This is a genomic window from Pseudomonas prosekii (genome assembly GCF_900105155.1).
Classification (GTDB): domain Bacteria; phylum Pseudomonadota; class Gammaproteobacteria; order Pseudomonadales; family Pseudomonadaceae; genus Aquipseudomonas; species Aquipseudomonas prosekii.
In genome coordinates this window covers 5,615,010-5,640,803 of sequence record NZ_LT629762.1, presented here as the reverse complement: position 1 = coordinate 5,640,803, position 25,794 = coordinate 5,615,010, and the positions used below count along the sequence as shown (strand labels likewise).

Annotated in this window: 23 protein-coding genes; 10 read left to right on the top strand and 13 right to left on the bottom strand. The window is 60.0% G+C overall.

What is annotated here, in order from left to right; all coding sequences use genetic code 11:
- Positions 1-10: 10 nt before the first annotated feature.
- On the bottom strand, positions 11-208 hold the full coding sequence (locus BLU01_RS25480; RefSeq protein WP_092280673.1) for a hypothetical protein: 198 nt from the start codon (positions 206-208) through the stop codon (positions 11-13).
- Positions 209-404: 196 nt separating this feature from the next.
- Between BLU01_RS25480 and BLU01_RS28220 the strand changes: the two genes are divergently transcribed.
- The 6 genes from BLU01_RS28220 (at position 405) to BLU01_RS25455 (ending at position 6,155) form a co-directional block, all read left to right on the top strand.
- Complete coding sequence (locus BLU01_RS28220) at positions 405-539, top strand: hypothetical protein (protein WP_256592631.1); 135 nt, start codon at positions 405-407, stop codon at positions 537-539.
- 223 nt (positions 540-762) lie between these two features.
- Positions 763-2,940 carry a TonB-dependent siderophore receptor gene (locus BLU01_RS25475; protein ID WP_092280670.1) on the top strand — a complete coding sequence of 726 codons (2,178 nt, stop codon included), beginning with the start codon at positions 763-765 and terminating at the stop codon, positions 2,938-2,940.
- 130 nt (positions 2,941-3,070) lie between these two features.
- Entirely contained in the window at positions 3,071-3,280 is a 210-nt protein-coding gene (locus BLU01_RS25470; protein ID WP_092280668.1) for a hypothetical protein, read from the top strand.
- Between the two features lie 191 nt (positions 3,281-3,471).
- Positions 3,472-5,211, top strand: a complete 1,740-nt coding sequence (locus BLU01_RS25465; RefSeq protein WP_092280666.1) for a dipeptidase — start codon at positions 3,472-3,474, stop codon at positions 5,209-5,211.
- Positions 5,212-5,373: 162 nt separating this feature from the next.
- On the top strand, positions 5,374-5,679 hold the full coding sequence (locus BLU01_RS25460; protein ID WP_092280664.1) for a hypothetical protein: 306 nt from the start codon (positions 5,374-5,376) through the stop codon (positions 5,677-5,679).
- A 269-nt stretch (positions 5,680-5,948) separates the two neighbouring features.
- Positions 5,949-6,155 (top strand): hypothetical protein, encoded by a 207-nt coding sequence (locus BLU01_RS25455; protein WP_092280662.1) that lies wholly within the window; start codon positions 5,949-5,951, stop codon positions 6,153-6,155.
- A gap of 21 nt (positions 6,156-6,176) precedes the next feature.
- Here BLU01_RS25455 and BLU01_RS25450 read toward each other — a convergent pair whose 3' ends face one another.
- The 11 genes from BLU01_RS25450 to BLU01_RS25400 form a co-directional block, all read right to left on the bottom strand.
- Entirely contained in the window at positions 6,177-7,175 is a 999-nt protein-coding gene (locus BLU01_RS25450; protein ID WP_092281747.1) for an acyltransferase family protein, read from the bottom strand.
- A gap of 37 nt (positions 7,176-7,212) precedes the next feature.
- Positions 7,213-7,551, bottom strand: coding sequence for a DUF971 domain-containing protein (locus tag BLU01_RS25445; protein ID WP_092280660.1), 339 nt, complete (start codon positions 7,549-7,551; stop codon positions 7,213-7,215).
- Complete coding sequence (locus BLU01_RS25440) at positions 7,548-8,510, bottom strand: HEAT repeat domain-containing protein (RefSeq protein ID WP_092280658.1); 963 nt, start codon at positions 8,508-8,510, stop codon at positions 7,548-7,550. The genes BLU01_RS25445 and BLU01_RS25440 overlap by 4 nt, the downstream gene beginning before the upstream one ends.
- Positions 8,507-9,355, bottom strand: a complete 849-nt coding sequence (locus BLU01_RS25435; RefSeq protein WP_092280656.1) for an ABC transporter ATP-binding protein — start codon at positions 9,353-9,355, stop codon at positions 8,507-8,509. The genes BLU01_RS25440 and BLU01_RS25435 overlap by 4 nt, the downstream gene beginning before the upstream one ends.
- On the bottom strand, positions 9,355-10,137 hold the full coding sequence (locus BLU01_RS25430) for an ABC transporter permease (RefSeq protein ID WP_092280654.1): 783 nt from the start codon (positions 10,135-10,137) through the stop codon (positions 9,355-9,357). Before BLU01_RS25430 ends, BLU01_RS25435 begins: the two co-directional genes overlap by 1 nt.
- A gap of 137 nt (positions 10,138-10,274) precedes the next feature.
- Complete coding sequence (locus BLU01_RS25425; protein WP_167370452.1) at positions 10,275-11,693, bottom strand: ABC transporter substrate-binding protein; 1,419 nt, start codon at positions 11,691-11,693, stop codon at positions 10,275-10,277.
- Between the two features lie 236 nt (positions 11,694-11,929).
- A complete protein-coding gene (locus tag BLU01_RS25420; protein WP_007946457.1) occupies positions 11,930-12,175 on the bottom strand; it encodes a 4Fe-4S dicluster domain-containing protein in 246 nt (81 codons plus the stop codon).
- Between the two features lie 25 nt (positions 12,176-12,200).
- The gene (locus BLU01_RS25415) at positions 12,201-13,931 is read right to left on the bottom strand and encodes a fumarate reductase/succinate dehydrogenase flavoprotein subunit (protein ID WP_092281745.1); all 1,731 of its coding nucleotides are present in this window, start codon (positions 13,929-13,931) and stop codon (positions 12,201-12,203) included.
- A gap of 17 nt (positions 13,932-13,948) precedes the next feature.
- Positions 13,949-14,701, bottom strand: a complete 753-nt coding sequence (locus BLU01_RS25410; protein WP_092280652.1) for a GntR family transcriptional regulator — start codon at positions 14,699-14,701, stop codon at positions 13,949-13,951.
- 390 nt (positions 14,702-15,091) lie between these two features.
- A complete protein-coding gene (locus BLU01_RS25405; protein WP_092280650.1) occupies positions 15,092-16,057 on the bottom strand; it encodes a Gfo/Idh/MocA family protein in 966 nt (321 codons plus the stop codon).
- A gap of 16 nt (positions 16,058-16,073) precedes the next feature.
- Positions 16,074-16,961, bottom strand: a complete 888-nt coding sequence (locus tag BLU01_RS25400) for a Dyp-type peroxidase (protein ID WP_092280648.1) — start codon at positions 16,959-16,961, stop codon at positions 16,074-16,076.
- Positions 16,962-17,519: 558 nt separating this feature from the next.
- Here BLU01_RS25400 and BLU01_RS25395 point away from each other — a divergent pair.
- Positions 17,520-21,911: an Ig-like domain-containing protein gene (locus tag BLU01_RS25395; protein WP_092280646.1), complete on the top strand. Its 4,392-nt coding sequence runs from the start codon at positions 17,520-17,522 to the stop codon at positions 21,909-21,911.
- 543 nt (positions 21,912-22,454) lie between these two features.
- Here BLU01_RS25395 and BLU01_RS25390 read toward each other — a convergent pair.
- Positions 22,455-22,895 carry a carboxymuconolactone decarboxylase family protein gene (locus BLU01_RS25390; RefSeq protein ID WP_092280644.1) on the bottom strand — a complete coding sequence of 147 codons (441 nt, stop codon included), beginning with the start codon at positions 22,893-22,895 and terminating at the stop codon, positions 22,455-22,457.
- A gap of 219 nt (positions 22,896-23,114) precedes the next feature.
- Here BLU01_RS25390 and pdxR point away from each other — a divergent pair, with 219 nt between their 5' ends.
- From pdxR to BLU01_RS25375, 3 genes are all read left to right on the top strand, one after another.
- A complete protein-coding gene (gene pdxR / locus BLU01_RS25385; protein ID WP_092280642.1) occupies positions 23,115-24,548 on the top strand; it encodes a MocR-like pyridoxine biosynthesis transcription factor PdxR in 1,434 nt (477 codons plus the stop codon).
- A 122-nt stretch (positions 24,549-24,670) separates the two neighbouring features.
- The gene (locus BLU01_RS25380) at positions 24,671-24,964 is read left to right on the top strand and encodes an antibiotic biosynthesis monooxygenase family protein (protein WP_092280640.1); all 294 of its coding nucleotides are present in this window, start codon (positions 24,671-24,673) and stop codon (positions 24,962-24,964) included.
- Positions 24,965-25,201: 237 nt separating this feature from the next.
- Positions 25,202-25,600 (top strand): cupin domain-containing protein, encoded by a 399-nt coding sequence (locus BLU01_RS25375; RefSeq protein ID WP_092280638.1) that lies wholly within the window; start codon positions 25,202-25,204, stop codon positions 25,598-25,600.
- The last annotated feature ends 194 nt before the right edge of the window (positions 25,601-25,794 follow it).

Genomic DNA, 25,794 nt, shown 5'->3' with positions numbered 1-25,794 from the left:
CGCCGATTTATCAAGGCGTGGGATGTTCGCTCGCTACCGAGTTGGCTGCATCCACATCGGCCATTTCCTCATCTACTCCGACTTCATCGTCTGCCGACAGCGGGACTTCGGGCGCATTCTTCTTCGGGTCATGCCCGGTTTCGTTATCCGTGCCGCCCGTTACGCCCTTTTGGGAAATGTTGCCTGGCGCATTCTCATCGATGTCCATTTTGAATCTCCGTTTTGACGCGCGGGATATCCGTGCATTCAACTTCAGATATCGCCATGACCCGACAAGTGCCGAACTTTGGACGAACGGACGCACACCAGCGCTTGATCAAATGATGCCCGTAGAAAAATTGAATTAGCCCGTTGTCCGCTCGGTCAAGAATTATGAACAGAGTAATTCTCGCGAGGTAACAGCAATGACTATCGAAGCAGAGACACTTGTGCAACTCACCGAAGCGCTGCAACAGCGCGGTCTGAATCTGGTGTCGGACGTCACGTTCACCCGTGCGCCGTACCGGTTGAATCACCGCTGGACTTGCACCGTCGCCTGACCTTCCCTATTGCTGGCGGCTAGGCGATTAGCCTGCCGCCGGCGCCTTCCTGAACACCCCGCCCGCTCTATCTCAGCACTCTCCCGAATCAGCAAATGTGAAAAATTCATTAACTTCTTGCTGCCGAAGACTTTTTCGCACGGAAACAATCTGCCACACTAACGCGAACAATTATCATCATTATTAGTATTGCCAAGGACGGCGTTCGGGGAGATTCAGATTCATGCTGGGGCATCAACCGCTAAACCGTACGCCGTTTTCACCGACCCTTCTGGCTTTTGCCATCTGTATCGCCAGCGCTCAATTAGCCATCGCGGCCGAAACGCCGACCACTGCAGCGGAGGTCGCCGCACCGCCCGCGACTTTGGAACTGGATGCCACAAGCATCACCAGCCAACAGCTCGGCGCAACCACCGAAGGCTCCGGCTCCTACACCACTGGCCCGATGCAGACCGCGACCAAGTTGCCGCTGACCATGCGTGAAACACCGCAAGCGGTCACGGTGATCACCCGTCAACGCATGGACGATCAGGCGATGACCAGCGTCAACGATGTGGTGAAGAACACCCCCGGCCTGTTCCTCAGCCAGGCCAGCGGCCCGGGTCGGCAGACTTACAGTTCTCGCGGTTTCGACATCGACAACATCATGTACGACGGCCTGCCGAGTTCTTACTCCGGCTACACCATGGGCGTGCAGCCAAACCTGGCGATGTTCGACCGCGTGGAAGTGATTCGCGGCGCCACCGGCCTCGTCACCGGCGCCGGCAACCCCTCGGCGGCGATCAACATGGTGCGCAAACGGCCGACGTTCGAGCCGCAAGTCTCGCTCACCGGCACCGTCGGCAGTTGGGATGATTACCGTGGCGTATTCGACGCGTCCGGTCCGTTGAACGACAGCGGCACTTTGCGCGGGCGAATGGTCGGCTCCTATCAGGACGCCAATAGCTTCCGCGACAAGGAAGAAAGCGATCACGGCTTGTTCTACGGCATCGTCGAAGCTGATTTGAGCGACAGCACCACCGCCAGCCTCGGCTTCTCGCGTCAGGAAGATCAGACCAATTTGTTTTGGGGCGGCTTGCCGATCGGCACCGACGGCCATCACCTCAACCTGCCGCGCTCGACCTATCCCGGCACCGATTGGGAAAACAAGAAACTGCGCGTCGACACGGTGTTCGGCGATATCGAGCATCAGTTCGACAACGGTTGGAAACTTCACGCCGCCGGTTCCACTTCGACCCTCGACGGGATGTTCTCCGGCAGCTACCTGTCACGCTATAACGGCCCGATGGAAAACACCGTTTACCAGTCGCGGCAGGACGAAAAACAAACCGCGCTGGACACTTACGCCAGCGGCCCGGTCGACGCCTTCGGCCGAACCCATGAAGTGGTGGTCGGCGTCAGCAAGCGCATCTACGACAACACCAGCAAAGAGTACAGCCCGTACGACACCGGCTGGGCGCTCGGCGCGCCGAAACCGAACTTCGTGCGCGACGGCAAAATGCACAACATCACCACCCAGGACGCGGTTTACCTGACCACGCGCCTGAGCCTGGCCGATCCGCTGACGCTGATTCTCGGCGGACGTCTGGACTGGTATGACTACGATGATCGTGCGGGCGACGGCGACTACAAAGTCACCCGCAACCTGACGCGCTACGCCGGTCTGATCTACAAACTCGACGATCACTATTCGGTGTACGCCAGCTACACCGACATTTTCACGCCACAAACCTCGAAGGATCTGTCCGGTAAATTGCTTGAGCCAATCGTTGGTGAAAACTACGAAATCGGCATCAAAGGCGAGTACTTCGATGGCGCGCTGAATGCCAGCCTCGCAGTGTTCCAGATCGATCAGAAAAACCGCGAAACCCAGTCTGCCACGCAATTCGGTTGCCCGGTTTTGACCTGCTACGAAGCCTCGGGCCTGGTCCGCAGCCAAGGCGTGGACCTCGAGTTGCAAGGCGCGTTGACCGAGAACTGGCAGGTCGGCGCCGGCTACACCTACACCCGCGCCCACTACCTGAAAGACGGCGACCCGGCCAACGAAAACCAGCGTTTCGACACCGACACGCCTGAGCATCTGTTCAAGGTATCGACGGTTTATCGCTTGCAAGGTCCGCTGGAGAAAATGCGCGTCGGTGGCAATGTTTACTGGCAGAGCCGGATGTACAACGACGTCGACGTCACTGGCGGCAGCTATCGACTGGAACAAGGCAGCTACGCCGTGGCGGATTTGATGGCGGGCTATCAGGTCAACAAGCATCTGGACCTGCAACTCAACGCCAACAACATCTTCGACCGCACCTACTATTCGGCGATTGGCACCAGCACGGTCTGGGGCTCCACCGATACTTACGGCAGCCCGCGCAGCTATGCGCTGACGGCGAAATACAGCTTCTGACAATGACCGCCGCCGCTGCTACAGAATGTCCGTAGCAGCGGCTCGGCAAACCGCGACCTGTCGGTGAATAACCGACAGGTGTGTCAGAAGATTTCCGCTGCTACGCTGTCCTCACCACTGAGGATCGACGATGCCACATTCCGACTTGCTCCCTTCTCTGCTGTTCAAGCTCAACGAAAACCAGCTCGCGCTCGAAACCGCGATTATCGAACTCTCCAACTGGGTCGAAGCACGCGGCTCGGCGGACGTTGCCGATAATGTCCGTACCGCGTTGGACACCATCGACAAGAACGAAGAGTTCATCAAATTGAGCCTGGCGGTGCTAATGTCGCCGGAGTGAAATAACCCTGCGGCAAATTGATTAATCCTCGCGCGCAGAATTTTTCATATCTGCGCCGCTTTTGCGTTTCTGTGCGACAGATCGCGTTTTTGGGGCTGCCCTCGCGCTCGCTCATGGTGTTAGTTTGGAAATGTTTTGTTTCATCATCAAACACTTCCATCTAATGACTCGCTAAGGAATGCCCCCCAGCAATGGATTTTTCTCTCAAGCAACTTGCTGCAACCACACTCATTCTCGCCAGCCTGTCGGCGTTCACCACGTCGGCCCAGGCCAACATCACGGCGCAACAAAGCGAAGCGATCCTCAAGACCTTCAGCGACACTTCGGTCAAGGATTTCCGCCAGTTCCTCGGAGGTCTGGCCAAAAGCGATCTGGCTAAAACCGACAATCTCGGCGCCGCCATTACTGCGTTTCTCGACAACAAAACCCTGTCCGCCGACCAGTTGAACGAGATCCACCGCCTGCTGGGCATTTACGCCCGCGTGAAGTACGGCGCTGCAGCCAAGGAAACACTGCGCGAACTGGTGGAAATCCCGTCGTTCCAGGTGGACGGCGTGGCGCAGCACGACAACCCGGAATTCATCAAGATCGCCGCAAAAATCAAGGCGCTTGCCGAGTCCTTCAACCTGAAATTCCGCAACATCGATAACCGCGTCTACGAGATCTCGCTCGACGGCGCTGGCGAAGAAGTCGTCGGCATTCACGCGCACGCCGATGTCGTGCCAGTGACCCCGGAGAACTGGGTGCTCAAGGACGGCACCAAACTCGACCCGTTCAAAGTCACGCTGATCGGCGATCGCATGTACGGCCGCGGCACTGAGGATGACAAGAACGGCATCGTCGTCACGCTGTACGCGATGAAAGTCATCAAGGAAGAGAAGCTGCCACTGGCGCGCAATTTCAAACTGCTGGTCGACACCACCGAAGAAACCACCGGTGACGCGATTCCTTACTACTTCGAACGCAACCCGACACCGAACTACAACCTGGCGCTCGACGGCGGCTATCCAGTGGTGATTGCCGAAAAAGGCTATGGCACGGTGATGGGCAACTTCCCGGTGCGCAAGGGCCAGGGTACCGGCGCTGAAATCGTCTCGATGACTGGCGGCATGGCCACCAACCAGATTCCGTCGAAGTCGGTCGCGACCCTGCTCAGCGACAAACCTGCGGAACTGGCCGCGAGCCTGCAACAGGCTGGCAACGATTACGCCAAGCGCAATGGCGGCGACTTTGAAGTGGCCGCTGTGGTCGATGGCAAGGACGTCAAGCTGACCGTCACCGGTGTGTCCGCGCACTCTTCCGAGCCGGAATCCGGGGTCAACCCGGTCGCGCGCATGCTCGACTTCATTAATAGCCTCGACGGCAAAATCGCCTTCAAGCACAACCACATCACCGACGCGGCGCGTTATGCCGCTGACAACTGGGGCCTGGATTACCTCGGTGGCAAGTTGGGCGTAGGTTTTGCCGATGACTTCATGGGCCCGCTGACCACCTCGCTGACCTATGTTGCGCTGGACGACAAGACCTTCAAGTTGGCGGTCAATCTGCGCGTGCCGAAGGGCAAGACGCCGGACGCACTGAAGAAGGAAATCGCCGACAAGATCAGCGCCTGGAGCAGCACGTCCAAAGTTGCGGCGAACTTCGATTACTCGATCGCCGCGCCGATGTACCGCAACCCTGAGGGTGAATGGGTCAAGGCGTTGCTGGCCGTGGCCACCGAAAACCTTGGCATGGAACACAAGTTCGGCACGTCGGCCGGCGCGACTTCGGTGCATGAATTGCCCAACGGCGTGCAGTTCGGCCTCGCGCGACCTGAAGTCAAATACACCGGCCACACTGACAACGAGTTCAAGACTGTTGACCAGTTCATGCTCGACTTGCAGATCGTGACCGAAATGCTCGGCCGCATCGGCCAGTTGCCAAAACTCTGACACACCCTTCGAACCCGCCGTCCTGGCGGGTTCGACTCTTCCCGCACTCTTCCCGCAGCTCGTCGACATATCCCGATACATGCCGCTCGTCCGCTGCTCAGCACCTTTTCAAACGTCGTTCTTCAAATATTGTGTCAATCACTCGCACGGAAGACTTGAACGATGAAAAACACATTGGCAGTTCTCACCCTCGCCGGCCTGCTGTCCACGGGCTCGTTGTATGCGCTCGCCGCGGACAAGACCACCGAAGGTTCCGCCCTTCCGCCCGGCACAGCGCAGCCTCAAGGTAACGAAACCAACAGCGTCGGCACGGGCACGGACGGCGGCAAGTCGGCGACCGGGATTGATGGCACCAAAGGCTCGATGTCCAACGGCGCCGATGCTGGCACCACCGATAACGGCCCGACGCCAAGCGGCGGCGCCAAGGGTGGCGGCGAAGGTAAAGGAGGCAGCGGCTCCGGCAGCTGATCTACCCGGACAGATTGCAAAAACATGATCGAGCCCGCTGCATGCGGGCTTTTTCATGGCTGGGGAGAAGTCCGACAGGGTGCTCGGGCTGCTTTTTTCCTTGAGGTTTTGCCACGCGAAACGCCACTCGTCGCTAATGAATAGTTGGCTTGTCTGGCGTGGATGCGCATGGCGCAGGAGTTGCAATGGCCGCTCTTGTCAGCCCGCCACGACATAATTCTGACGCGGCTACACTCATATCAGTTTGATCAGTCCCTGGAGATGTAACCGTGTCAACTCTCAATGAAATCGCAGCGAACCACGCGAGAATGGCTAAGGAAATGGCAGAGAAGTCGACCGATCTAACCGAGCGACATCTCCAGATTGTTGGCGGCTTCGAAGTCCCTGCCGCTGATGAGCAACCGCACATGCCTTTGCACTTTATCGCTGTTGTGCAGGATGCTCACCTGGTGCAGACCACTGGGTATTTGAGCTGACTGGGGCCGGATGGCTGCGGGTCAGGCGGCCTTTGTGTTGTGCGGTTGCGCAAGTATGCTGCGGCCGCCGCCAGCTCTGAGGAAGTGCCGCAGCTTCAACGCCGGGCGCTCGACGAAGTAATACGAAACACCGCTGAACGCGAATGACAGCAACAACACCGAGTTGATGATCGTCGCGTCGTAAGCCACGGGCCAGAAGGCGCGCAGCACATACATGACCACGAAGTGATTGAGGAATACGCCGTAGCTGATGTTGCCCAGCAACTCGTCGATGCGGTGGTATTTCAGTTTACTCAGCAAGAAAACGACCGGAATGCCCAGGGCGATGCCGAGGGTCACTTCGGCGTTGAACGGTCGCCGGGCGATCCAGCCCGTCACTATCGCCAGAAACAACAGCGCCGCCGCAATGGCTGTGGTTGCGACGATAACCCCTGCCCGCGCGCGCATCCTGTACAGGTAGCTGCCGCACAGAAAAATGAACAGCACGCCGGGTAACAATCGGTAGCCGTAGACGTCGGTGTTTATGTAGCCGAGCGTTGCGCTCAGGAACACCGCGACCGAGGCCGCGAACGCGACGCCGCGAAGCCGATAGACCAGCAGAAACGGGATCAGCAGGTAGAAACACATCTCCAGCCCCAACGACCAGCCCGCGGGCAGAATTTCCGGCACGGTGATGCCGAACATGTAGAAGCCCAACGGCACGATGGGCAGGCTGGTGGCGATGTTTTCGACGGTCAGTGCGGCGGCTTGCGGGGTGCCGGGCAGGAGGAAATAAATCACCGCGCAGGAGCTGACAAAGTACAGCAGGAATTGTGGGTAGAGCCGCAGGACCCGATCCAGGTAAAACAAAGGGAATTGCGTCGGCGCGCTGTAATTGCGCTCGATCAGCGAAGTCATCACAAACCCGCTGATGATCAGAAAGGACACCACCGCAACCACGCCGGGATTAAATCCCCAAACCGTCACGCCCATGTGCGAAATCGCTACCAGCACCGCCAGCAAAAGCCGAAAAGCCCCCACGCGCATCATCCTTAATCAGCGTTTATTATTTTGCGCGTCAAGTTACGTGGCTTTTGGCGCGGGGTGAAGCGTTTTTCCGTGTCGGTGATGACGCCAGAATTGAGGGCAAGGCTGAGAGGTAGGCCCACGGGTAGATGCCGCGTTCGTGGCCGTCGCTGAAGATCAGTTGCAGGCCGTAGCCCTGGCTATTCAGCTCGACCAGACGAATCCGCGAATCAACCTTCACTGTCAGCCCTTGCAACCGAAAGGCCCGGCATTGCGAGCACGGGCATTGGCGACGCAGTTCGGCGTGATCGAGCAACTGTTCGCGGCCATCCGGCCAGTTCAGCCGTAGTTGCTGTCTGCTCTGGGAATTGCCCACCGCCAGCGGGTTCATTGCAACTGGCTCAAGGCAATGCGCACCGCTTTGCGCACTTCCGGGTCGCCGTCGTCCTGCGCGGCTTGCAGGGCGGCGATGGCGCCTCGGTCATGCAACTCGCCCAGCGCCAACGCCGCTTCCTTGCGCAGGTTGCTGATGCGATGGCCGAGGGTTTCGATCAGCGCATCAAGGGCCGCGGCAAACCGCAAACGCCCGAGGCTGCGCGTGGCCCGCAGGCGCACTTGCCAATAATCGTCGCTCAAGGCTTCGACCAGCGCCGGCCCTGCATCGACATGGCCGACTTTGCCCAGCGTGGTCGCGGCCTCTTCACGTACTTGCCATGCGTGGTCCTTCAAGGCCTGGCGCAGCGCTGGCAACACCTGAATATCGGAGGCCAAACCCAGCGCACCGGTGGCCGCGCGGCGCACTTCGGTGTCCGGGTCCGCGCTGGCCAATCGCGCCAACGCAGGCAACGCATCCAGCTGCTTGAGCCAGCCCAGCACACCCACTGCTTCACGGCGCACACTGGCGTCTTCGTCCGCCAACGCAAGCAACGCCGCATCAGCCGCCTGCGGGAAACGCAACTCGCGCAACGCCCTGAACGCCGCCACCCGCACGCTGATATCGGCATGCGCGGTCCACGGCAGAATCACCCGCCCCGCCGCTGCGCTTTTAAGCAGGCTCAAACTCTGCGCAGCGGCAGATTGCACGGCCACTGACGGATCAGTCAGCGCCCGGCACAGCGCCTCAACCACCGGCTCATCCTCCCAGGCTTCGAGCAATCGCGCGGCTTCGGCGCGGACTTCTTCGGTCGGGTCCCGGGCCAGTCGATTAACCAGCCAGAGCAGGCCCTCCGGCTCTTCAAGGTCAGCCAATTCAATCAGCGCAATGCGCCGCACACCGGGATCGTCATCGGTGAGGCGCGGTTGCAGGGCAAGAATGTCGTGGTTTTCGGTTGTTTCAAATAATGAGGTCATAGGGCAAATCGCGGCAGTTTGTTTTCTTGGGGAAGTCCGAGGGGGTTCAGGCGTGGCAATTGCCGACCGTCCTCGTGACGCAGGAGCTCGAGGCAGTGACGCTTCAAGCGTGAAAATTGGTGGCTGGTGACCAGTTCGGTGGTGCGCGGGCGCGGGAAATCGAGGCGCAGGTCTTCGATGATTCGCCCGGGCCGCGAGCTCATCACCAGCAGGCGATCGGCGAGGAACAGCGCCTCGTCGATGTCATGGGTGACGAACACCACGGTGGTGCGGATCCGCGTCCAGATGTCCAGCAGCAGCGCTTGCATGCTCAGCCGCGTCAGGGCGTCGAGCGCGCCGAACGGCTCGTCCATCAGCAACAGGCGCGGACGATTGATCAGCACGCGGGCAATTTCCACGCGTTGCTGCATGCCGCCGGAGAGCTGATCCGGCCAGCGTTCGGCAAAGCCTTCGAGGCCGACCAGCGCGAGGATCTCATCGGCCGCTGTGTGCCGTTCAGCCTTGCCGACGCCGCGCATTTTCAGGCCAAAAGCGACGTTGTCGCGGACCGTGCGCCACGGGAACAGTGTGTGATGCTGGAACACCATGCCGCGCTGCGGCGACGGGCCGAGAATCGGCGCGCCGTCGACATTAAGGGTGCCGACACGCGGTTGCAGATGCCCGGCCAAGGCACCGAGCAAGGTCGATTTACCGCAACCGGACGGGCCGAGAATGCACACGAATTGCCCCGGCTCGATCTGACAATCCAGACCTTGCACGGCTTCGAACGCGGCACGGCCCTCACCGAGGCTGATCGACAATTGGGCGATATCGATGCGCCCTTCTGGCTGCTGAAAAACGCTCATCAGGCTTTTCCTCGTGGTCGATGCCAAGGCGTGAACAGCCCGCCGAGGCGTTTAATCAGCAGGCTGCTGCCCATCCCGAGTACGCCGATCAGCAACATGCCGACGACGATGTCGGCGTAGTTCTGGATGGTGTAGGACTCCCAGGTGTAATAGCCGATGCCGTACTGGCCGGAGATCATTTCGGCGGTCACCAGGCAAAACCACGAGGTGCCCATGCCGATGGCGAGGCCAGTGATGATGCTCGGCGCAGCGCCTGGCAGGATCACTTCCAGCAGGATCGCCCGGCGCCCTGCCCCGAGGCTTCTGGCCGAGGCGATCAGGCGTGGATCAACGCCTTCGACGCCGTGCACGGTGTTGAGCAGGATCGGGAACAGCGCGCCGGTGAAGGTGATGAACACCATGGACAGTTCCGAGGACGGAAACATCAGGATCGCCAGCGGAATCCAGGCGACTGCCGGGATCGGCCGCAGCACTTCGAGTGGCGGCAGCAGAAGGTCTTCGGCCCGTTTCGAACGGCCGATGGCCAGGCCCAAAGCGATGCCGATGATCAGCGCCGCGAGGTAACCGGCGAACACCCGGCTGAGGCTGCTGCTGAGGTGCTGCGCCAGTTTGCCGGAGTCGCCGAGGCCAAGCGCGGCATCGACCACGGCCAGCGGCGTCGGCACGTTGGCGAAGGTCACCAGGCCGAGGTTCCAGTGACCGCTGGCAGCGAATTGCCAGAACAGCAGGCAGAGCAGCAGCGAAGCGGCTCTTGGAATCCAGCGTGTTATGGATCGTGACATAGATCTTCCTCTCAACCGAGATCACTGTGGGAGCGAGCCTGCTCGCGATTGCGGTCTGACATTCAGCATTTTTGTTGGCTGATCCACCCCCATCGCGAGCAGGCTCGCTCCCACAGGGGAATTGCGGTGTGTTGGGGTTAGCGAGTGGCAACGGCCTGGGTGGTGGCGTCGGTGAAGTCGAGCACTTTGCCGCCCTGCGCCGTGGCGAATTGCTGGGCTTGGCCCTTGAGCAGGAATGCGCTGAGTCGGCCCTTGGCATCGCTGGCAAACCACGCCTGATCCGCCAGCAATTTGATCCCGCTGTCGCTCGCCTGCGCATACACCGCGCGGATGTTTTTGCCTTCCGATTTCAACCCGGCCAACGCGCTGAACGCCGCTTCCGCCGAGGCGTACTGGCGCACTTTCGGCTCGCCGCGCACCCAGATTTCAGCAACATGGCTGACGTCGGTGATGGCTTTGCCGGTCGCGGCATCCACGCCGTTGATCGGTGTCGGCGCGTAGTTCGCCAGTTGCGCGCTGTAGTCGAGATTCGAGGCCTTGAACGCGGCGCGGATGTACTGGTCATCGATAAACGTGTTGAGGTCGAGACCTCGATCAGCCTTCTTCAGCAACTTCAGCGTATCGATCGCCGTGCCGACCGCCTGCCGATATTCCGGTTTCCAGCTCAGGTCGCGGGTTTGCACGCCCAACGGGCCGTAGAACAGGTAATTGACCTCGGCATCAACCCCGGTGACTTTGGCGATCAACTCGCTGTATTTCTCTGGTTCGGCGCTGAGCAATTGATTGGCTTCAATGCTCGCGCGCAAATAAGCGACGACGATTTCCGGGTACTTTTTCGCATACGCCTGATCGACCAACGCGCCATGGAATGTCGGCGCATTGGCCTGGGAACCGTCGTAAATCTTGCGAGCAAAACCCCGGCTCGGGAACAGTTCGGCGAACGGCACGAAGTCCGCGTGAGCATCGATCTTGCCAGCCTGCAATGCGGAACCGGCGACTTCCGGCGGCTGCGCGATGATGTTCACATCCTTGAGCAGATCCCAGCCTTGCGCCGCGACCGCGCGCAGCAACATGCCGTGCGCGGTTGAGGCGAACGGTACGGAAATGGTTTTGCCTTTGAGCTCCGCCAGCGACTGCACGCTCGATGCGCTCGGCACCACGATGCCGTTGCCGCTGCCCTTGATGCTGCCCGACAACACGCTGATAAACAGGCTGTGCTTGCCGGCGGTTTCGAACGCGACGCCGTTGAACGCGCCGGGGAAATCGGCCATGGCGCCGAAGTCGAGTTTGCCGGCGACCATTTCGTTGGTCAGCGGTGCACCGCTGGTGAAATTCTTCCACTCCAACTCGTATTTGGCGTCTTTGTATGGGCCGTCGTGGGGCAGGTATTTGTCGAGCAGACCGAGTTCGCGGATCAACAGCCCACCCGCGGCGCAGTTGATGGTGGTGTCCTGGGTGCCGATGGCGATGCGGATGGTTTCGGCCGAGGCCGACACGGTGAATGTAGCCAGTAGCAGACCGGCGAATCCTGCACGCAGCAATGTTTGCAAAGACATGAGTTTTGCCCCTCGAATCATTTATAGGATGTTCGTCTCCGCCACGATCAGGGCGCGGTGGGAAACGAGGGGTGTTTTGAATCTGGCGTCCGGTGGTTGCCGGATGGCTCTTTTGTTGTCAGGGCCGGCCTCATCGCGAGCAAGCTCGCTCCCACAGGTTTTGTGGTGTTGGCAGGATTTTCGGCTGGCTTCGATCCACTGTGGGAGCGAGCTTGCTCGCGATGGCTCCCTGTGAATCAGCGCAAGAGGTACGGGATTTCCACTTTCACCGCGCCGGTCGGGCAGTCCTTTTCACAGGGCATGCAGTACCAGCATTCGTCGAACGCCATGTAGGCCTTTTGCGTGGCCGGATTGATCGCCAACAGGTCCATCGGGCAGACGTCCACGCACACGGTGCAGCCTTTGTGGGCGATGCAAAGATCCTCGTCGACCGTGACCGGCGCGTTGGAGCGGAAGAAGATTTCCTGGGGTTGATAGGCCATGGTTCGGACTCTCTTTGATTGATCGTCAGGCCGCAAACGCGCCGACGCGCAGCCGGTCGTAGGCCTGCATTTCTTCGGCATCGAGCGGGATGATGTAAGGCTCGACGGCTTTCTTGAAGCTGGTCATCTGGCCGTCGTCGCCCTTCTTCAAATGGCAATGGCAGAACCAGTCACTGTCGTTGCGTTGCGGGTGATCGACGCGATAGTGGTAAAGCCCCCAGCGACTTTCGGCGCGGAACAGCGAGGCACGCGCGGCCATTTCGGCGCAGTCGCGGATCATGCTGACTTCCATCGCGCGCATCAGCTCGTGGGGGTTGTGCGCCTTGATCTGATCGAGATCGCGCTGGATATCGCTGAAGCGCTGCAGGCCGATTTGCATCTTCTTGGTGACTTTCGGCGGTTGCAGGTAATCGTTCACAAAGCGCCGCAGCTTGTACTCGACTTGCGCTGGCGGCAGACCGTGTTCGCGATCCAGCGGCGCGTAAACCCGCTGTTTTTCCGTTTCGATTTGCTCGGCATTCACCGCTGAAAATTCGCGCCCGGCGACAAAATCCGCCGCGTTGGTTCCGGCAAACCAGCCATAGGTAAACGCGCCAAGCATGTAGTTGTGCGGCACCGCCGCCATGTCGCCGGCCGAGTACAAACCCTTCACCGAAGTCTCGGCACGCTCGTTGACCCACACGCCCGAGGCCGAATGTCCGCTGCAAAAACCGATTTCGGAGATGTGCATTTCGACCATTTGCGTGCGGTAGTCGGTGCCGCGATTGGCGTGAAACTGGCCGCGACTCGGGCGCTCGTTGCTGTGCAGAATCTCCTCGATGTTCTGGATGGTTTCCTCGGCCAGGTGATCGAGTTTGAGGAATACCGGACCGTTGCCGCTTTCGAGTTCCTGGTGGAACTCCCACATCATCTGGCCGCTCCAGTAGTCACATTCGATGAAGCGTTCGCCCTTGTTATTGGCGGTGTAGCCGCCCAATGGACCGGTAACGTAGGCGCAGGCCGGGCCGTTGTAATCCTTGATCAACGGGTTGATCTGAAAACACTCGAGGTTCGCCAGTTCGGCCCCGGCGTGGTAGGCCATGGCGTAGCCGTCGCCGGCATTGGTCGGATTTTCATAGGTGCCCATCAGGTAGCCCGAGGACGGCAGACCCAGGCGCCCGGCGGCGCCGCAGGCGAGGATCACCGCTTTGGCCTTGATCACATGGAAGTCGGCGGTACGGCAATCGAAGCCCATCAAACCGTTGACCGCGCCCTCTTCGTCCGTCAGCAAACGCGTGCAAACGACGCGATTGGTGATGCTTACGCGCGCCCGTTTCAACTGGCGATAAAGCACTTTCTTGATGTCGTGCCCTTCCGGCATCGGCAACACGTAGGCGCCCATGTGGTGGACCTTTTTCACCGCGTAATCGCCGGTTTCGTCCTTCTCGAATTTCACCCCCCAGCGGTCCAACTGCTCGATGGTTTCGAAGCTGTGGGTCGCATAGGCGTAGACCGCAGCCTGGTTGACGATACCGTCATTGGCGATGGTGATTTCCTTGGTGTATTGCTCCGGCGTCGAGTGCCCGGGAATGATCGCGTTGTTCAAGCCGTCCATGCCCATGCTGATCGCACCGCTGCGCTTGACGTTGGCTTTGTCGATCAGCAACACACGCAGATCGCGGTTGCGTTCCTTGGCTTTGATCGCCGCCATCGGGCCCGCGGTGCCGCCGCCGATCACGACGATGTCGTATTCCTGTTCGAGCGTCTTTCTATTCATGGAGCTGGAACTGTGGGTCATGCCTGATCCCCTTTTTGCCGGTCGATCCGCAAGCGGTACTGGAAGGCATCGCCACGGTAATAAAGGTGTTCGAAGTCCACGGGGCGGCCGTCGGCATCGTGGGTCAGACGCTCGATGCGCATGATCGGCGAGCCGGCTTCGACGTTCAGCGCCTGGGTCAGGTCGCTGTCGGCGAGCACGGCGTCAATCGCCAGATCGGCATGCCCGAGCGCCAGACCACAGTCGTTTTCGAGGATCAGGAAGATGTCGCGAGTGACCAGATCAGCCTTCTCCAACCGCTCGCCGATGGCCTGTGGCAGGTAGGTGATTTCCAGCGAGATCGGCTCGCGGTTGATCAGCCGCACGCGTTTGATCTGCGCGACGGTTTCCCCTTCGGCGACTTGCAGACGCTCGGCGACGAGTTTGTCGGCGGCGATGAATTTGAAGCTGCGCAGGCGGTTGATCACCTCGTAGCCGCGACCGGTCATCGACTCGGCAAGGCCTTGCAGGGTGCTGACGTTTTGAAAGGTTTTCGGTTTGGCGACGAAGGTGCCTTTGCCGTGGATCTTGAAGATCAGCCCTTCCTTTTGCAGATCGCCGAGCGCCTGGCGCACGGTAATGCGGCTGACTTTGAACAGCGCGCCGAGCTCGCTTTCGGACGGCATCTGGCTGTCTTGCGGGTATTCGCCATCGAGAATGCGCGCACGCAACACGTCGCGCAGTTGGGTGTGCAGTGGAACGCTGCTTAAGGAAAGTACGTTATCGGTCATCGCAGATCACTTGTTATAACGAGTTATGACGTGATCTTAGAGAGGTGTGCCTTCGCTTGAGAAATACTGTTTGAGCATAAGGTTAGATTCGCAGCAAAAACGAACCCTTCATGTAGCAGCTGCCGAGCACCGCGAGGCTGCGTCCGGCGGCAAAGCGGTCACCAAATCAGCCAATGGGGTGCGTGCAGGGTTTACGACGGCTGCGCCGCCGAACGCAAAAACGATCCCTCTGTAGCAGCTGCCGAGCACCGCGAGGCTGCGTCCGGCGGCGAAGCCGTCGTCAAATCAGCCAATGGGGTGCGTCAGGGGCACCGTGCATGCAGGGTTTACGACGGCTGCGCCGCCGGACGCAGCCTCGCGGTGCTCGGCAGCTGCTACAGGGGTGGGGGGCTAGCGGTTGAGGATTTGGTCCATTACCCAATCGGTTTTCAGCGCCTCCGTAGCCAGTGCCGGGTGTTGCGATTCGCCGCGGATATGCGCATTCATACCAAGCACGTGGTGCCACTGGATGTGTTGGTGATTCTCGATATTCAGGCTGAGGTTTTCATCGGCTGCAAGCTGCACGGGGTGTTCGTCGAACACGGAGAAAGTGATCCGGCCCTTGCTGCCAATCAGCTCGACGCGGTCCTCGCGCCGGTCGGCGACGAAGTTCCAGCAACCCATACCCGTCGCGCCAGACGCGAAGCGCCAAGTGGCGCTGACCGCATCTTCCGCCGCATACAAACCCGCCTGGCGCGCGGTGAAACCGGCGACTTCGCGGATGTCGCCGAGCAGGTACTGGAACAGGTCGAAACCATGGCTGGCGAGGTCGGCGAAGTAACCGCCGCCGGCAATCGTCGGGTCGGTGCGCCAGTTGTCGGCGCCAGTCAGGTCGGTCGGCGAAGGCGCTTTGGTCAGGGTCCAGGTCAGGTGTCGAACCTCACCGATGCGGCCCGCCTCCAGCCACTGCCGCACTTGCTGGAAGCGCGGCAACGAGCGGCGATAGTAGGAAACGAACAGGTGCAAACCGGCATCGCTGAACACCTGCTGCATCGCCTGACTTTGCCCGGCGTTGAGCGACATCGGTTTTTCCACGCAGCAATGTTTGCCGGCGGCGGCGACCATCAACGCGTAAGCGTGGTGACTGTCGGGAGGCGTGGCGATGTACACCGCGTCGACCTCTGGGTCGTCGATCAACGCTTGCGCGTCGGTGTAGACCCGGGCGATGCCATGACGCGCAGCGTAATCGCTGACCGCGTCGAGTCGCCGGCCCATCACCGCCACCAGCGCCGAGCCGGGCGCCTTGTAGAAGGCCGGGCCGCTTTTACGCTCAGCGACGCTGCCACAACCGATCATGCCCCAACGCACCACGTTCATAGTCACTCCTTGATTGTCAGTCGATGCGCAATGCGCGCAGGTCAAGGTGGCCGTCCTGCAGCGGCGGGCACCAGTAATAGCCGCCAGTGATCGGCCGGCTGATGCGGTACAAACCGTCGGTGATGCCGTCCTCCAGACCGCTCATGCGCCGCAGTTGCGCTTCGAAAGCATCGAGGGAAAAGCCAAACGCGAGGAACATCAAACCGGCGCGCTCGCCGTCGATCCACGGCATCGAACGGCGCACCACGAAGGCTTCCGGGGCGAAGCTTTCCTGGGCGGTGCGTTTGACGTGGGCGGAGATTGGCGCGTCGTCGAGTTCTTCGTTATCGCTGAGACGGCGGCCCATGATGTCGTCCTTCACCTGGGACGACATGGCGTGGAAACCTTTGAGGTCGTGCTGCCATTGCTGGATCGCGGCGAAGCTGCCACCGACCAGACCGTCAGCGCCCTCGCCGACCAGTGCGGCAGCGACGGCGGCTTCGTCGTGGGGGTTTTCCGTGCCGTCTTCGTAGCCGGTCAGGTCGTGGCCGGTACGGTGGCGGAAGGTTTCGTTCATCTGCACCAGACGAAATGCCGGGGCCAGCGCGGCTTCGAACGCGGTGCTGCGATTGAGCAGCTCACCGCGATCCTCGCCATGCAACCAGCACCACAGCGCGTGTTGGGTCGACGGGTTATCGACGCCCACCCCGGTCATCGCCGGGAACACCCGCAGACCGTCGATTTGCGCGTGCAGGGCTTGCACCAGCGACTCGCCAAAACCGACCACGGCGCACTTGCCGTCGACCAGTTGAATCAGGTGATCAAGCGCGGCCGGCAGCGCGGCGGCGGATTCGAGAGCGAAGAACATATGACGGGCGTGAGGCGGAACAGGGGTGGCGAGAATGCCCGGCTGGTAGTGACTCATATGAACTCCTTTGAAAGAAGCGCGAAGTTTAACCGTTGCGGGGCGATCAAGGGCAACAAAGCCTTTGCAGGAGGTGGGGTTGCTCGTGATGGTGATGGGTCATTGGGTATTGATGTGGCTGGGATGGCCTCATCGCGAGCAGGCTCACTCCTACAGGGGATTTGGGGTGGGCGCGGGATTGTGGGCAACACCGATAAATTGTAGGAGCTGAGCTTGCTCGCGAAAGCGGTGGGTCATTGGGAGGTGATGCGGCAGGGATGGCCTCATCGCGAGCAGGCTCACTCCCACAGGGGGATTTGTGTTGGGCGCGGGATTGTGGGCAACACCGATAAATTGTAGGAGCTGAGCTTGCTCGCGAAAGCGGTGGTCATTGGGCGGTGATGTGGCTGGCATGGCCTCATCGCGAGCAGGCTCACTGCTAAAGGGGATCAGCGCTGAATCGTTGCAGAGCCGCTCATCCGAGAATCACCAGAACCTGTAAGTTCTGACAGTAGCGACGCAGCCTTGACCCGGTGTCTGATAGCCGACGCACGTTAATTCAGATACCGGGAGCCACTCATGAATCAGCAATTCGACGCAGAAATCAGCAACAGCGTTTTTGTGTTGTACCCAGTAATGGTTCCTGGCTGGGCCACACCGGTGGAGCCAAGCGGTATCGCCGACGGCGGTATATCACGCGATCTTTATGCGCAAGTGCCCGAGGGGCTGCTTTGTCTGGTTGATCCTTGGATCGAGTTCAGCAGTACGGTGGGCAGCTTGCAGGTCAGCGAGGCTTTCAGTCTTTCGCCGCTCGCGGTGGATGACCGGATCGATTTGTACCTTGAAGGCCGATCGCGGCCACTGGCTGGCAAGACCATTGAGGAAAAAGAGGCAGACCAACGCATTCGGCTTTATCTACCGCCCGGCCATTTGCGCGAGGGCGTCAACAAAATCTGGTACCGCGTAACGCGTCCCAGCGGAAATTATCAAAATTCACGAGCCCTTTCCGTGCTCTATCACCTGCGCGGACCGGAAGCGCCGCGCCTGGAATTCCCGGCCGATGTCATCGCCTCAGGGATCGACACCGCACGTGCCGACGCCGGGGTTGATGTACGTTTCCACTACGGCTACATGCGCCCGTACGATCTGATTGAACTGACGGGCGGACTTGCCTTCGCGGAACGACCTGTCGTCGATGGCGAGACGTCGCCGGTCACCGAAACGTATTTCACCGACTTTTTCCAACGGGTCGGCGACGACCCGGCGACGCACTTCTGGTACTGGGTTTTTGACCAATTGGGCAACAAAGCACAGTCCGAAGTGACCAATATTGACGTGCACCTGCAGCAAACGACGCTAATGCCACCCGCGTTGTTTGCCGCTACCAGTCCGATCGATCTGCTGGCCTATCTGAACGGCGTGACCGTGCGGGTCGAGCATCTGCCGGCTATGACCAATGACCAGGCGCAACTGGTGGAGATGAACGCGCCGGGGGCCGCGCCCTTTCCGAGTCTGGTGCTGAATGCCGACAAACGCGCCGATTTCACGTTGACCCCGGCGTTTCTGGCTGCGCGACAGGGGCAGGACATCACGTTGAAATGGGTGTTGATCCGCAACGGCGCACCTGTGGCGGAGTCGCCCACCCTGCAGGTGAAAGTGAACCGAATTATCGACGGCGACACGCGCCTGCCCACTCCAAAGATCACTGCTGTAACCGACGACCGCACGCTTGACCTGAGCAGCTTCACCGGTAACACACGAGTCCTGGTCAGCGCTTGGCCGGGGATTGCAATCCGGCAGCCGTTTTGGGTGCGGTGTGAAGGCACAAATGCCAGCAACGCGGCCGTGGTATTACGGATTCACAACGGTATACCCATCGATAGTGCCGGCGCTCAGGGCGGGGAAGTGACTCGCGCCTATCTCGACCAGTTGGCGAATGACTCGACGATCCGAGTGATCGTGGGCGTCAATTTTGACGGCCGGGCGGATGAAGCGACAGCCGTGTGGTTTCCGGTGCAACCGTACACCATCAGGGCTATCGCATTGCCTGTACCCACCCTGACCTCGGTCAAAGGCGTGCCGAGTGGCGTCGAAATTCTCGACAACGGCTTCACCGTTGAAACTTCCGTTGCCCTCACCGGGACCGCCAGCAAGGGCTTGCCCGTCGAAATTTTCGACGGGGCCGGTTCAAGCGCAGTGTCCAAAGGAACCGTAACGGCCAATGCCACCACCGGGGAATGGCGACTGACCATTGCCGTCGCGGTCGGCGCGCACAGCTTGTACGCGAAATCGGGGTATCACCCTACCCCGGTCTTTTCAAATGTGCGCAACTTGACCGTGACGGCTGCCGCCGCCACTACCATTACCTCGGTCAAAGGCTCGCCGAGTGGGGCCCAAATCCCCAACGGTGGCATCACCACTGAAACCAGCGTCATCCTGAGCGGCACTGCGAGCAAAGGTCAGAAGGTGCAAGTGCTCGACGGCGGCACCCTCAAAGGCGAACCCGTCGCCAATGCAAGCACCGGGGTGTGGACGCTCACCGTCTCGGGACTGACCGTAGCGGCGCATAGTTTTACCGCCAGGGTCGGCTCGGGCGCTGCCTCGGCAGCCAGGACGTTGACGGTGACGGCTGCTGCCGCCACAACCATCACCTCGGTCAAAGGCTCGCCGAGTGGGGCCGAAATCCCCAACGGTGGCATCACCACTGAAACCAGCGTCATCCTGAGCGGCATAGCCAGCAAAGGTCAGAAGGTGCAAGTGCTCGACGGCGGCACCCTCAAAGGCGAACCCGTCGCCAATGCGACGACCGGTGTCTGGACGCTCACGGTTTCGGGACTGACCGTAGCGGCGCATAGTTTTACCGCCAGGGTCGGCGCGGGGGCGGCCTCGGCGGCCAGAACCTTGACCGTGACGGCGGTCATCGTCCCGACCCTCACCTCGGTGAAAGGATCGCCGAGTAACGCCGAGATTCCCGACAATGGCATCACGGTTGAAACATCACTTCTTCTCACCGGGACTGCCAGCAAGGGCCAACTTGTCGAAATTTTCGACGGTTCAGGGGCCAGCGCAGTGTCCAAAGGAAAGGCAACGGCCAACCTCACCACCGGCGTCTGGCAACTGACTATTGCCGTCGCGGTCGGCGCTCACCGCTTGTGCGCAAAGTCGGGGTACCACCCTACGCCGGTCTTTTCGAATGTGCGCAACTTGACCGTGACGGCTGCTGCCGCCACCACCATTACCTCGGTTAAAGGCTCACCGAGCAATGCCGAAATCCTTAATGGCGGCATCACCGTTGAAACCAGCGTCATCCTGAGCGGCATAGCCAGCAAAGGTCAGAAGGTGCAAGTGCTCGACGGCGGCACCCTCAAAGGCGAACCCGTCGCCAATGCGACGACCGGTGTCTGGACGCTCACGGTTTCGGGACTGACCGTAGCGGCGCATAGTTTTACCGCCAGGGTCGGCACGGGGACAGCCTCGGCAGCCAGGACCTTGACCGTGACGGCGGTCATCGTCCCGACCCTCACCTCGGTGAAAGGATCGCCGAGTAACGCCGAGATTCCCGACAATGGCATCACGGTTGAAACATCGCTTCTCCTCACCGGGACTGCCAGCAAGGGCCAACTTGTCGAAATTTTCGACGGTTCAGGGGCCAGCGCAGTGTCCAAAGGAAAGGCAACGGCCAACCTCACCACCGGCGTCTGGCAACTGACTATTGCCGTCGCGGTCGGCGCTCACCGCTTGTACGCAAAGTCGGGGTACCACTCTACCCCGGTCTTTTCGAATGTGCGCAACTTGACCGTGACGGCTGCTGCCGCCACCACCATTACCTCGGTTAAAGGCTCACCGAGCAATGCCGAAATCCTTAATGGCGGCATCACCGTTGAAACCAGCGTCATTCTGACCGGCATAGCCAGCAAAGGTCAGAAGGTGCAAGTGCTCGACGGCACCACCCTCAAAGGCGAACCCATCGCCAATGCAAGCACCGGAGTGTGGACGCTCACCGTCTCGGGGCTGACCGTAGCGGCCCACAGTTTTACCGCCAGGGTCGGCACGGGGGCGGCCTCTGCAGCCAGGACGTTGACCGTGACGGCTGCTGCCGCCACCACTATTACCTCGGTCAGAGGCTCACCGAGCAACGCCGAAATTCCCAACGGCAACACCACTGTTGAAACCACCGTCATCCTGACCGGCACCGCCAGCAAAGGTCAGAAGGTGCAAGTGCTCGACGGCGCCACCCTCAAAGGCGAACCTATCGCCAATGCAAGCAACGGAGTGTGGACGCTCACCGTCTCGGGACTGACGGTAGCGGCCCACAGTTTTACCGCCAAGGTCGGCTCGGGCGCTGCCTCGGCGGCGCGCACCTTTACCGTGCAAGTCCGTTTTTCGTTAGATCAGTCCACTATGGTGCTTAATGGTGTGAAACTAGTCCAAAGCTATGGCTGGACTGTAAAACTAGCCGATATACCAAACAATAACAAAACCAGGACGCCTACTGGCGGAGTTCCACCTTACTCCTATCAATCCGCCAACTCGGCCATAGCTTCGGTAAACACAGCAGGCAAAGTTGTAGGAATGAAAAATGGCACGACGACCATTACCGTTAGAGACTCTCAAAGTCGTTCTGGGCAATTCACTGTCACCGTATCGAATATCCGAAGAATTTTGATCAACACCGCACGTTTGACTTATCAGCAGGCAGACGCCTGGAATAGAAGCGTTGGCGGTGGCGACCTAGGCAATGCCGACTTGACCCCAATGAAAGCGCAATATGACGTAGGCCAAATATTCAGCCCTACAGGCCCGAGCGGGAACCGCTGGAGCAGCCCGATCATCACGTCAGGAGGAAGAACTTTCATACGCGTGATGCATGTAGTAGGCGGCCAATTTCCCTACCAACCTACAGACTACTTCATCCCTGGCGAGCATTTATCTAAAACTTGGACCGCCATCGCAGTAGTTCCCGAATCGTGAGAACCTACCGAGCCATGAATAAAAAGTTCATTTAATACAATGTCCCAATCAACCAGCTCAGGGATTAGCAAAAGCGGACAGAGTTATTTAATTCTTCCGCTCTCATCTAAGAGCATGTCGTTGTTGTGACACGCGGAATATGCCTACAAGTAAACCCGCCGTTTCCGGCCTTTCGCCGGTTGACTGCCTAGCCCTGTCTCCCTGTCCTCACGCCCGTCACGACTCATTCGTGATCGGGTTTGACGGCTCGGGCGGAATCTCAAGACGTATGGTTTCCTTAACTTCGCACGCGTATAACTTCGTTCGCTGCAAAGTCCTATGGTGACTGTGCGTGGGGCACCTTAGGGTGCGCCGGGTACTTGAGACCGGTCCGTCAATCTGCGCACAGTTGCCGCCCATTCGTTTGACGGCGAGCAAGTGGTGACTTCCACTTTCTCAAGAGTTAAACCAATGACCAACGCCAACACAAAATCCACTGCCCTCCCCCCCTGCGCTCACGTTGAACCCGACATCCCCTGCTCGACGCCCTGGAACACGCCACCTTCAGTCGCTGGGGCTCTGGCGGAAACTCACCGCCAACCGATTCCAGCTGTTAATTGTGGTCACGGCGATGGTCAGGTCCACCAGTTCGCTTTCGCTGAATTGGTCCCGCGCCAAACTGTAAACGTCGTCCGGCACGTGGCTTTCAGAGAGCAGCGTCACCGCTTCGGTCCAGGCAAACGCCGCGCGTTCGCGGGGGTTGAAAAAGCTGCTGTCGCGCCACACCACAATCGAATACAAACGCCGGTCCGTCTCGCCGAGGCGCCGGGCGTCGACTGAGTGCATGTCGGTGCAGAACGCGCAGCCGTTGAGTTGCGAGGCGCGGATTTTGATCAGGTGCAGCAGCGCCGGCTCGATGCTCAGGTGGCTGGTCAGGGCTTCCATGGCGATCATCGCTTTCATCGCTTTGGGCGAGGCGCTGTAGTAGTCCAGGCGGGGATTCATGGCGCGACCTCGTTGTGCGCGGAGACAAGCTCCCAAGGTAGGCGCTGACTCAGCCGCGTTACAGAGCCAATTCGACGAAAAATTCGCAGACCAGCAGGCAGTAGACCAATCCGCCGGTTTTCCCCTGCGCAACTTCTCCACGACGGCGCAATGAGGGTAATCTGGCGCGACCTCAGTCGCCTATTCTCAGCCCTCAAAAAGCCCAGGAGCCCCGCCGGTATGGAACTTCACGTTGTCATCAACGGCCGCAAGGACCTGGCAGGCCAGTTGTACCAACAGCTGCGCGCCGCCATCGAAACCGGTCGCCTGGCCGCCGGCACGCAACTGCCGCCGAGCCGTTTGCTGGCGGAACAACTGGGCATTTCGCGCAAGACTATTTCCGACACCTACTCGCAACTGACCTACGAAAACTTCCTCACTGGCGTCACCGGCAAAGGCACTTACGTCAACGCGCGGCCGGCGAAAATCCAGCGCAAGCAAAGCCATTCGGAATTGGCCAGCAGCGAGGTCATCGAGTCCTGGCGCAACCTGCCGGTGTTCCTCCGTCACCCGACGCTGCAGGGTTCGCTGCGATACGACTTTATCGGCGGCGCCACCAGCAAAGGCCAGTTTCCGCAGGACGACTGGCGCCGCTGCACGTCGCATGCGTTGCGGCAGATCGCCGGTTCCAAAGGTTTCTACAGCCTGCCCGAAGGCTTGCCGGCGCTGCGCAATGCGATTGCCCGGCACATCGCGTTTTCCCGTGGGGTCAATTGTCAGGACGAAGACGTGGTGGTGTGCAACGGCGCGCAGCAAGCGCTGGACCTGATTGGCCGAGTGCTGATCCGGCCCGGCAGCCTGGTGGCGATGGAAGACCCCGGTTACCCGCCCGCGCGGCTGTTGTTCGGCAGCCACGGCGCCACCGTGGTCGGCGTGCCGGTGGATGCCGAAGGGATTCAAGTGGATTTGATTCCGCACGGCACGCGGCTGATTTACGTGACGCCGTCGCACCAGTTTCCGCTGGGCATGCCGATGAGTCAGGCGCGGCGCGTGGCCCTGCTGGCGCGTGCGCATGAGCTGGGCGCGATCATCATTGAAGACGATTACGACAGCGAGTTTCGCTACGAAGGTCGCCCGACTGATTCACTGCAAAGCATGGACGAGCGCGGCATCGTCGCCTACGTCGGCACGTTCTCGAAAACCCTGCTGCCGGAGCTGCGGCTGGGCTACACCATTCTGCCGCCAGCGATCCTCGAAGCGGTGATCCGCGCCAAGCAACTCACCGACCTGCACACCTCGACCCTGCCGCAATGGGCGCTGGCCAAGTTCATCGCCGAGGGCTGCCTGCTCAAGCACATCCGCCGCTGCCACACCATTTACGCCGGGCGCCGCGAGCGGATTCTGGCGCGCATCGCCGGTGATCTGGCGCCGTGGCTGGAAGCGGTACCGACCACCGCCGGGTTTCACATGGTGGTGCTGTGCAAGGTGCCGATCGACATTCCATTGGTCATCGAATTGGCGAAAAAGGTTGAAGTCGGGCTGTACGCAATCGACAGCTTTTACTACCAGCAAGCGCCACGGGCCGGACTTTTCTTCGGTTTTGGCGCGATAGAAACCCTCGATATCGACACCGCAATGGACCGCTTGCGCGACATTTTGCAGCAGGTCAGTTGACGATTGGTCTGTGGGTTTATCCGGCGATTGGCTATTGGCGGTCCCCCGGTGCAGGACTATTGTGCAGGGGCGCTATCCCTCAATGAGCAGGATTCGTCCGGCCTGATTCAGGAGTGTGAGCAATGTCCAACGAAGTGATCAACACCGTACAGGTGCAGGCCGCCGCCGGCCGCTCGGAAGAACTGGGCAAGCAGCTGCAAAAGATTGTCGAAACCCTGCGCGAACTTCCCGGCTGCGATTCCTATATGGTCGACCGCTGCCCCGAGGACAGCAACCGCTGGAACGTCAGCGCCCGTTGGCAATCGGAAGCGGCCATGCAATCGCACTTTTACCACCCCGAAGTGCAGGGCTTCATCGGCCTGATCGATAACCGGCTGGCGAATGCCGTCGATTTCAATACATTTCCGATCGTCTGAACACTGACTGACGTCATCGCGAGCAAGCTCGGCTCCCACAGTTGATCGCATTCCTCTGAAGGAACTCGTTCAAGTGTGGGAGCCGAGCTTGCTCGCGATGGCGCCCGCACTACCGCCCTGCTTCTTCCGTTGGAATCACAGGATTGGTCCCCTCGCCTTCACGAAAATTGGCCGTTTTGTTACCCCGGTTCACGGCTTACCGTGGTCCCTGACGACTAACTACTCAGGTGATTCCCCATGAAAGCAGTGCATTTACTCGCCGCCCTCGCCCTGACCCTTTCTGCCTCGGCATTTGCCCACGACCCTTCGGAAAAGATCACCGTGTTGCAGGACGAACTGCTGCAAAACGTCCCCGGCAAAAAAGCCATGATGATCGAGGTCGACTACAAACCCGGCCAATCTTCCATCGCCCACAAACACCAAGGCACGGCCATGGCTTACGTGCTGTCGGGCGAGATCATCTCGCAGGTCAAGGGTCAGAAAGCGATCACCTACAAGGCCGGTCAATACTGGTACGAACCCGCCGGCTCCGAGCATCTGCTGTCGAAAAACGCCAGCGAAACCAAACCGGCCAAGCTCTTGGTGTTCATGGTGTTGTCGCCGGACGAGAAAGTGCTGATCCCCCTGGAACACTAATCGCTGCTGCCCCAGCCATAAATAAAACCGCCCGCATGGAACCGGGCAGAACGTGCATTGAGCTTCGCGGGCAAGCCTCGCTCCTACAAGGGAATGCGTTGCCTTGTAGGAGCGAGGCTTGCCCGCGAAGAGGCCCGACCCGCCACAACAGAACCCTCAGCCATAAAAAAAGCCCCCGTATCTCACGACACGGG

What these genes read in the sequence shown, in the direction of transcription:
- BLU01_RS25480 (WP_092280673.1), bottom strand. Translation starts at nt 208, where the DNA reads ATGGACATCGATGAGAATGCGCCAGGCAACATTTCCCAAAAGGGCGTA.
- BLU01_RS28220 (WP_256592631.1), top strand. Translation starts at nt 405, where the DNA reads ATGACTATCGAAGCAGAGACACTTGTGCAACTCACCGAAGCGCTGCAA.
- BLU01_RS25475 (WP_092280670.1), top strand. Translation starts at nt 763, where the DNA reads ATGCTGGGGCATCAACCGCTAAACCGTACGCCGTTTTCACCGACCCTT.
- BLU01_RS25470 (WP_092280668.1), top strand. Translation starts at nt 3,071, where the DNA reads ATGCCACATTCCGACTTGCTCCCTTCTCTGCTGTTCAAGCTCAACGAA.
- BLU01_RS25465 (WP_092280666.1), top strand. Translation starts at nt 3,472, where the DNA reads ATGGATTTTTCTCTCAAGCAACTTGCTGCAACCACACTCATTCTCGCC.
- BLU01_RS25460 (WP_092280664.1), top strand. Translation starts at nt 5,374, where the DNA reads ATGAAAAACACATTGGCAGTTCTCACCCTCGCCGGCCTGCTGTCCACG.
- BLU01_RS25445 (WP_092280660.1), bottom strand. Translation starts at nt 7,551, where the DNA reads ATGAACCCGCTGGCGGTGGGCAATTCCCAGAGCAGACAGCAACTACGG.
- BLU01_RS25440 (WP_092280658.1), bottom strand. Translation starts at nt 8,510, where the DNA reads ATGACCTCATTATTTGAAACAACCGAAAACCACGACATTCTTGCCCTG.
- BLU01_RS25435 (WP_092280656.1), bottom strand. Translation starts at nt 9,355, where the DNA reads ATGAGCGTTTTTCAGCAGCCAGAAGGGCGCATCGATATCGCCCAATTG.
- BLU01_RS25430 (WP_092280654.1), bottom strand. Translation starts at nt 10,137, where the DNA reads ATGTCACGATCCATAACACGCTGGATTCCAAGAGCCGCTTCGCTGCTG.
- BLU01_RS25425 (WP_167370452.1), bottom strand. Translation starts at nt 11,693, where the DNA reads ATGTCTTTGCAAACATTGCTGCGTGCAGGATTCGCCGGTCTGCTACTG.
- BLU01_RS25420 (WP_007946457.1), bottom strand. Translation starts at nt 12,175, where the DNA reads ATGGCCTATCAACCCCAGGAAATCTTCTTCCGCTCCAACGCGCCGGTC.
- BLU01_RS25415 (WP_092281745.1), bottom strand. Translation starts at nt 13,931, where the DNA reads ATGAATAGAAAGACGCTCGAACAGGAATACGACATCGTCGTGATCGGC.
- BLU01_RS25410 (WP_092280652.1), bottom strand. Translation starts at nt 14,701, where the DNA reads ATGACCGATAACGTACTTTCCTTAAGCAGCGTTCCACTGCACACCCAA.
- BLU01_RS25405 (WP_092280650.1), bottom strand. Translation starts at nt 16,057, where the DNA reads ATGAACGTGGTGCGTTGGGGCATGATCGGTTGTGGCAGCGTCGCTGAG.
- BLU01_RS25400 (WP_092280648.1), bottom strand. Translation starts at nt 16,961, where the DNA reads ATGAGTCACTACCAGCCGGGCATTCTCGCCACCCCTGTTCCGCCTCAC.
- BLU01_RS25395 (WP_092280646.1), top strand. Translation starts at nt 17,520, where the DNA reads ATGAATCAGCAATTCGACGCAGAAATCAGCAACAGCGTTTTTGTGTTG.
- BLU01_RS25390 (WP_092280644.1), bottom strand. Translation starts at nt 22,895, where the DNA reads ATGAATCCCCGCCTGGACTACTACAGCGCCTCGCCCAAAGCGATGAAA.
- pdxR (WP_092280642.1), top strand. Translation starts at nt 23,115, where the DNA reads ATGGAACTTCACGTTGTCATCAACGGCCGCAAGGACCTGGCAGGCCAG.
- BLU01_RS25380 (WP_092280640.1), top strand. Translation starts at nt 24,671, where the DNA reads ATGTCCAACGAAGTGATCAACACCGTACAGGTGCAGGCCGCCGCCGGC.
- BLU01_RS25375 (WP_092280638.1), top strand. Translation starts at nt 25,202, where the DNA reads ATGAAAGCAGTGCATTTACTCGCCGCCCTCGCCCTGACCCTTTCTGCC.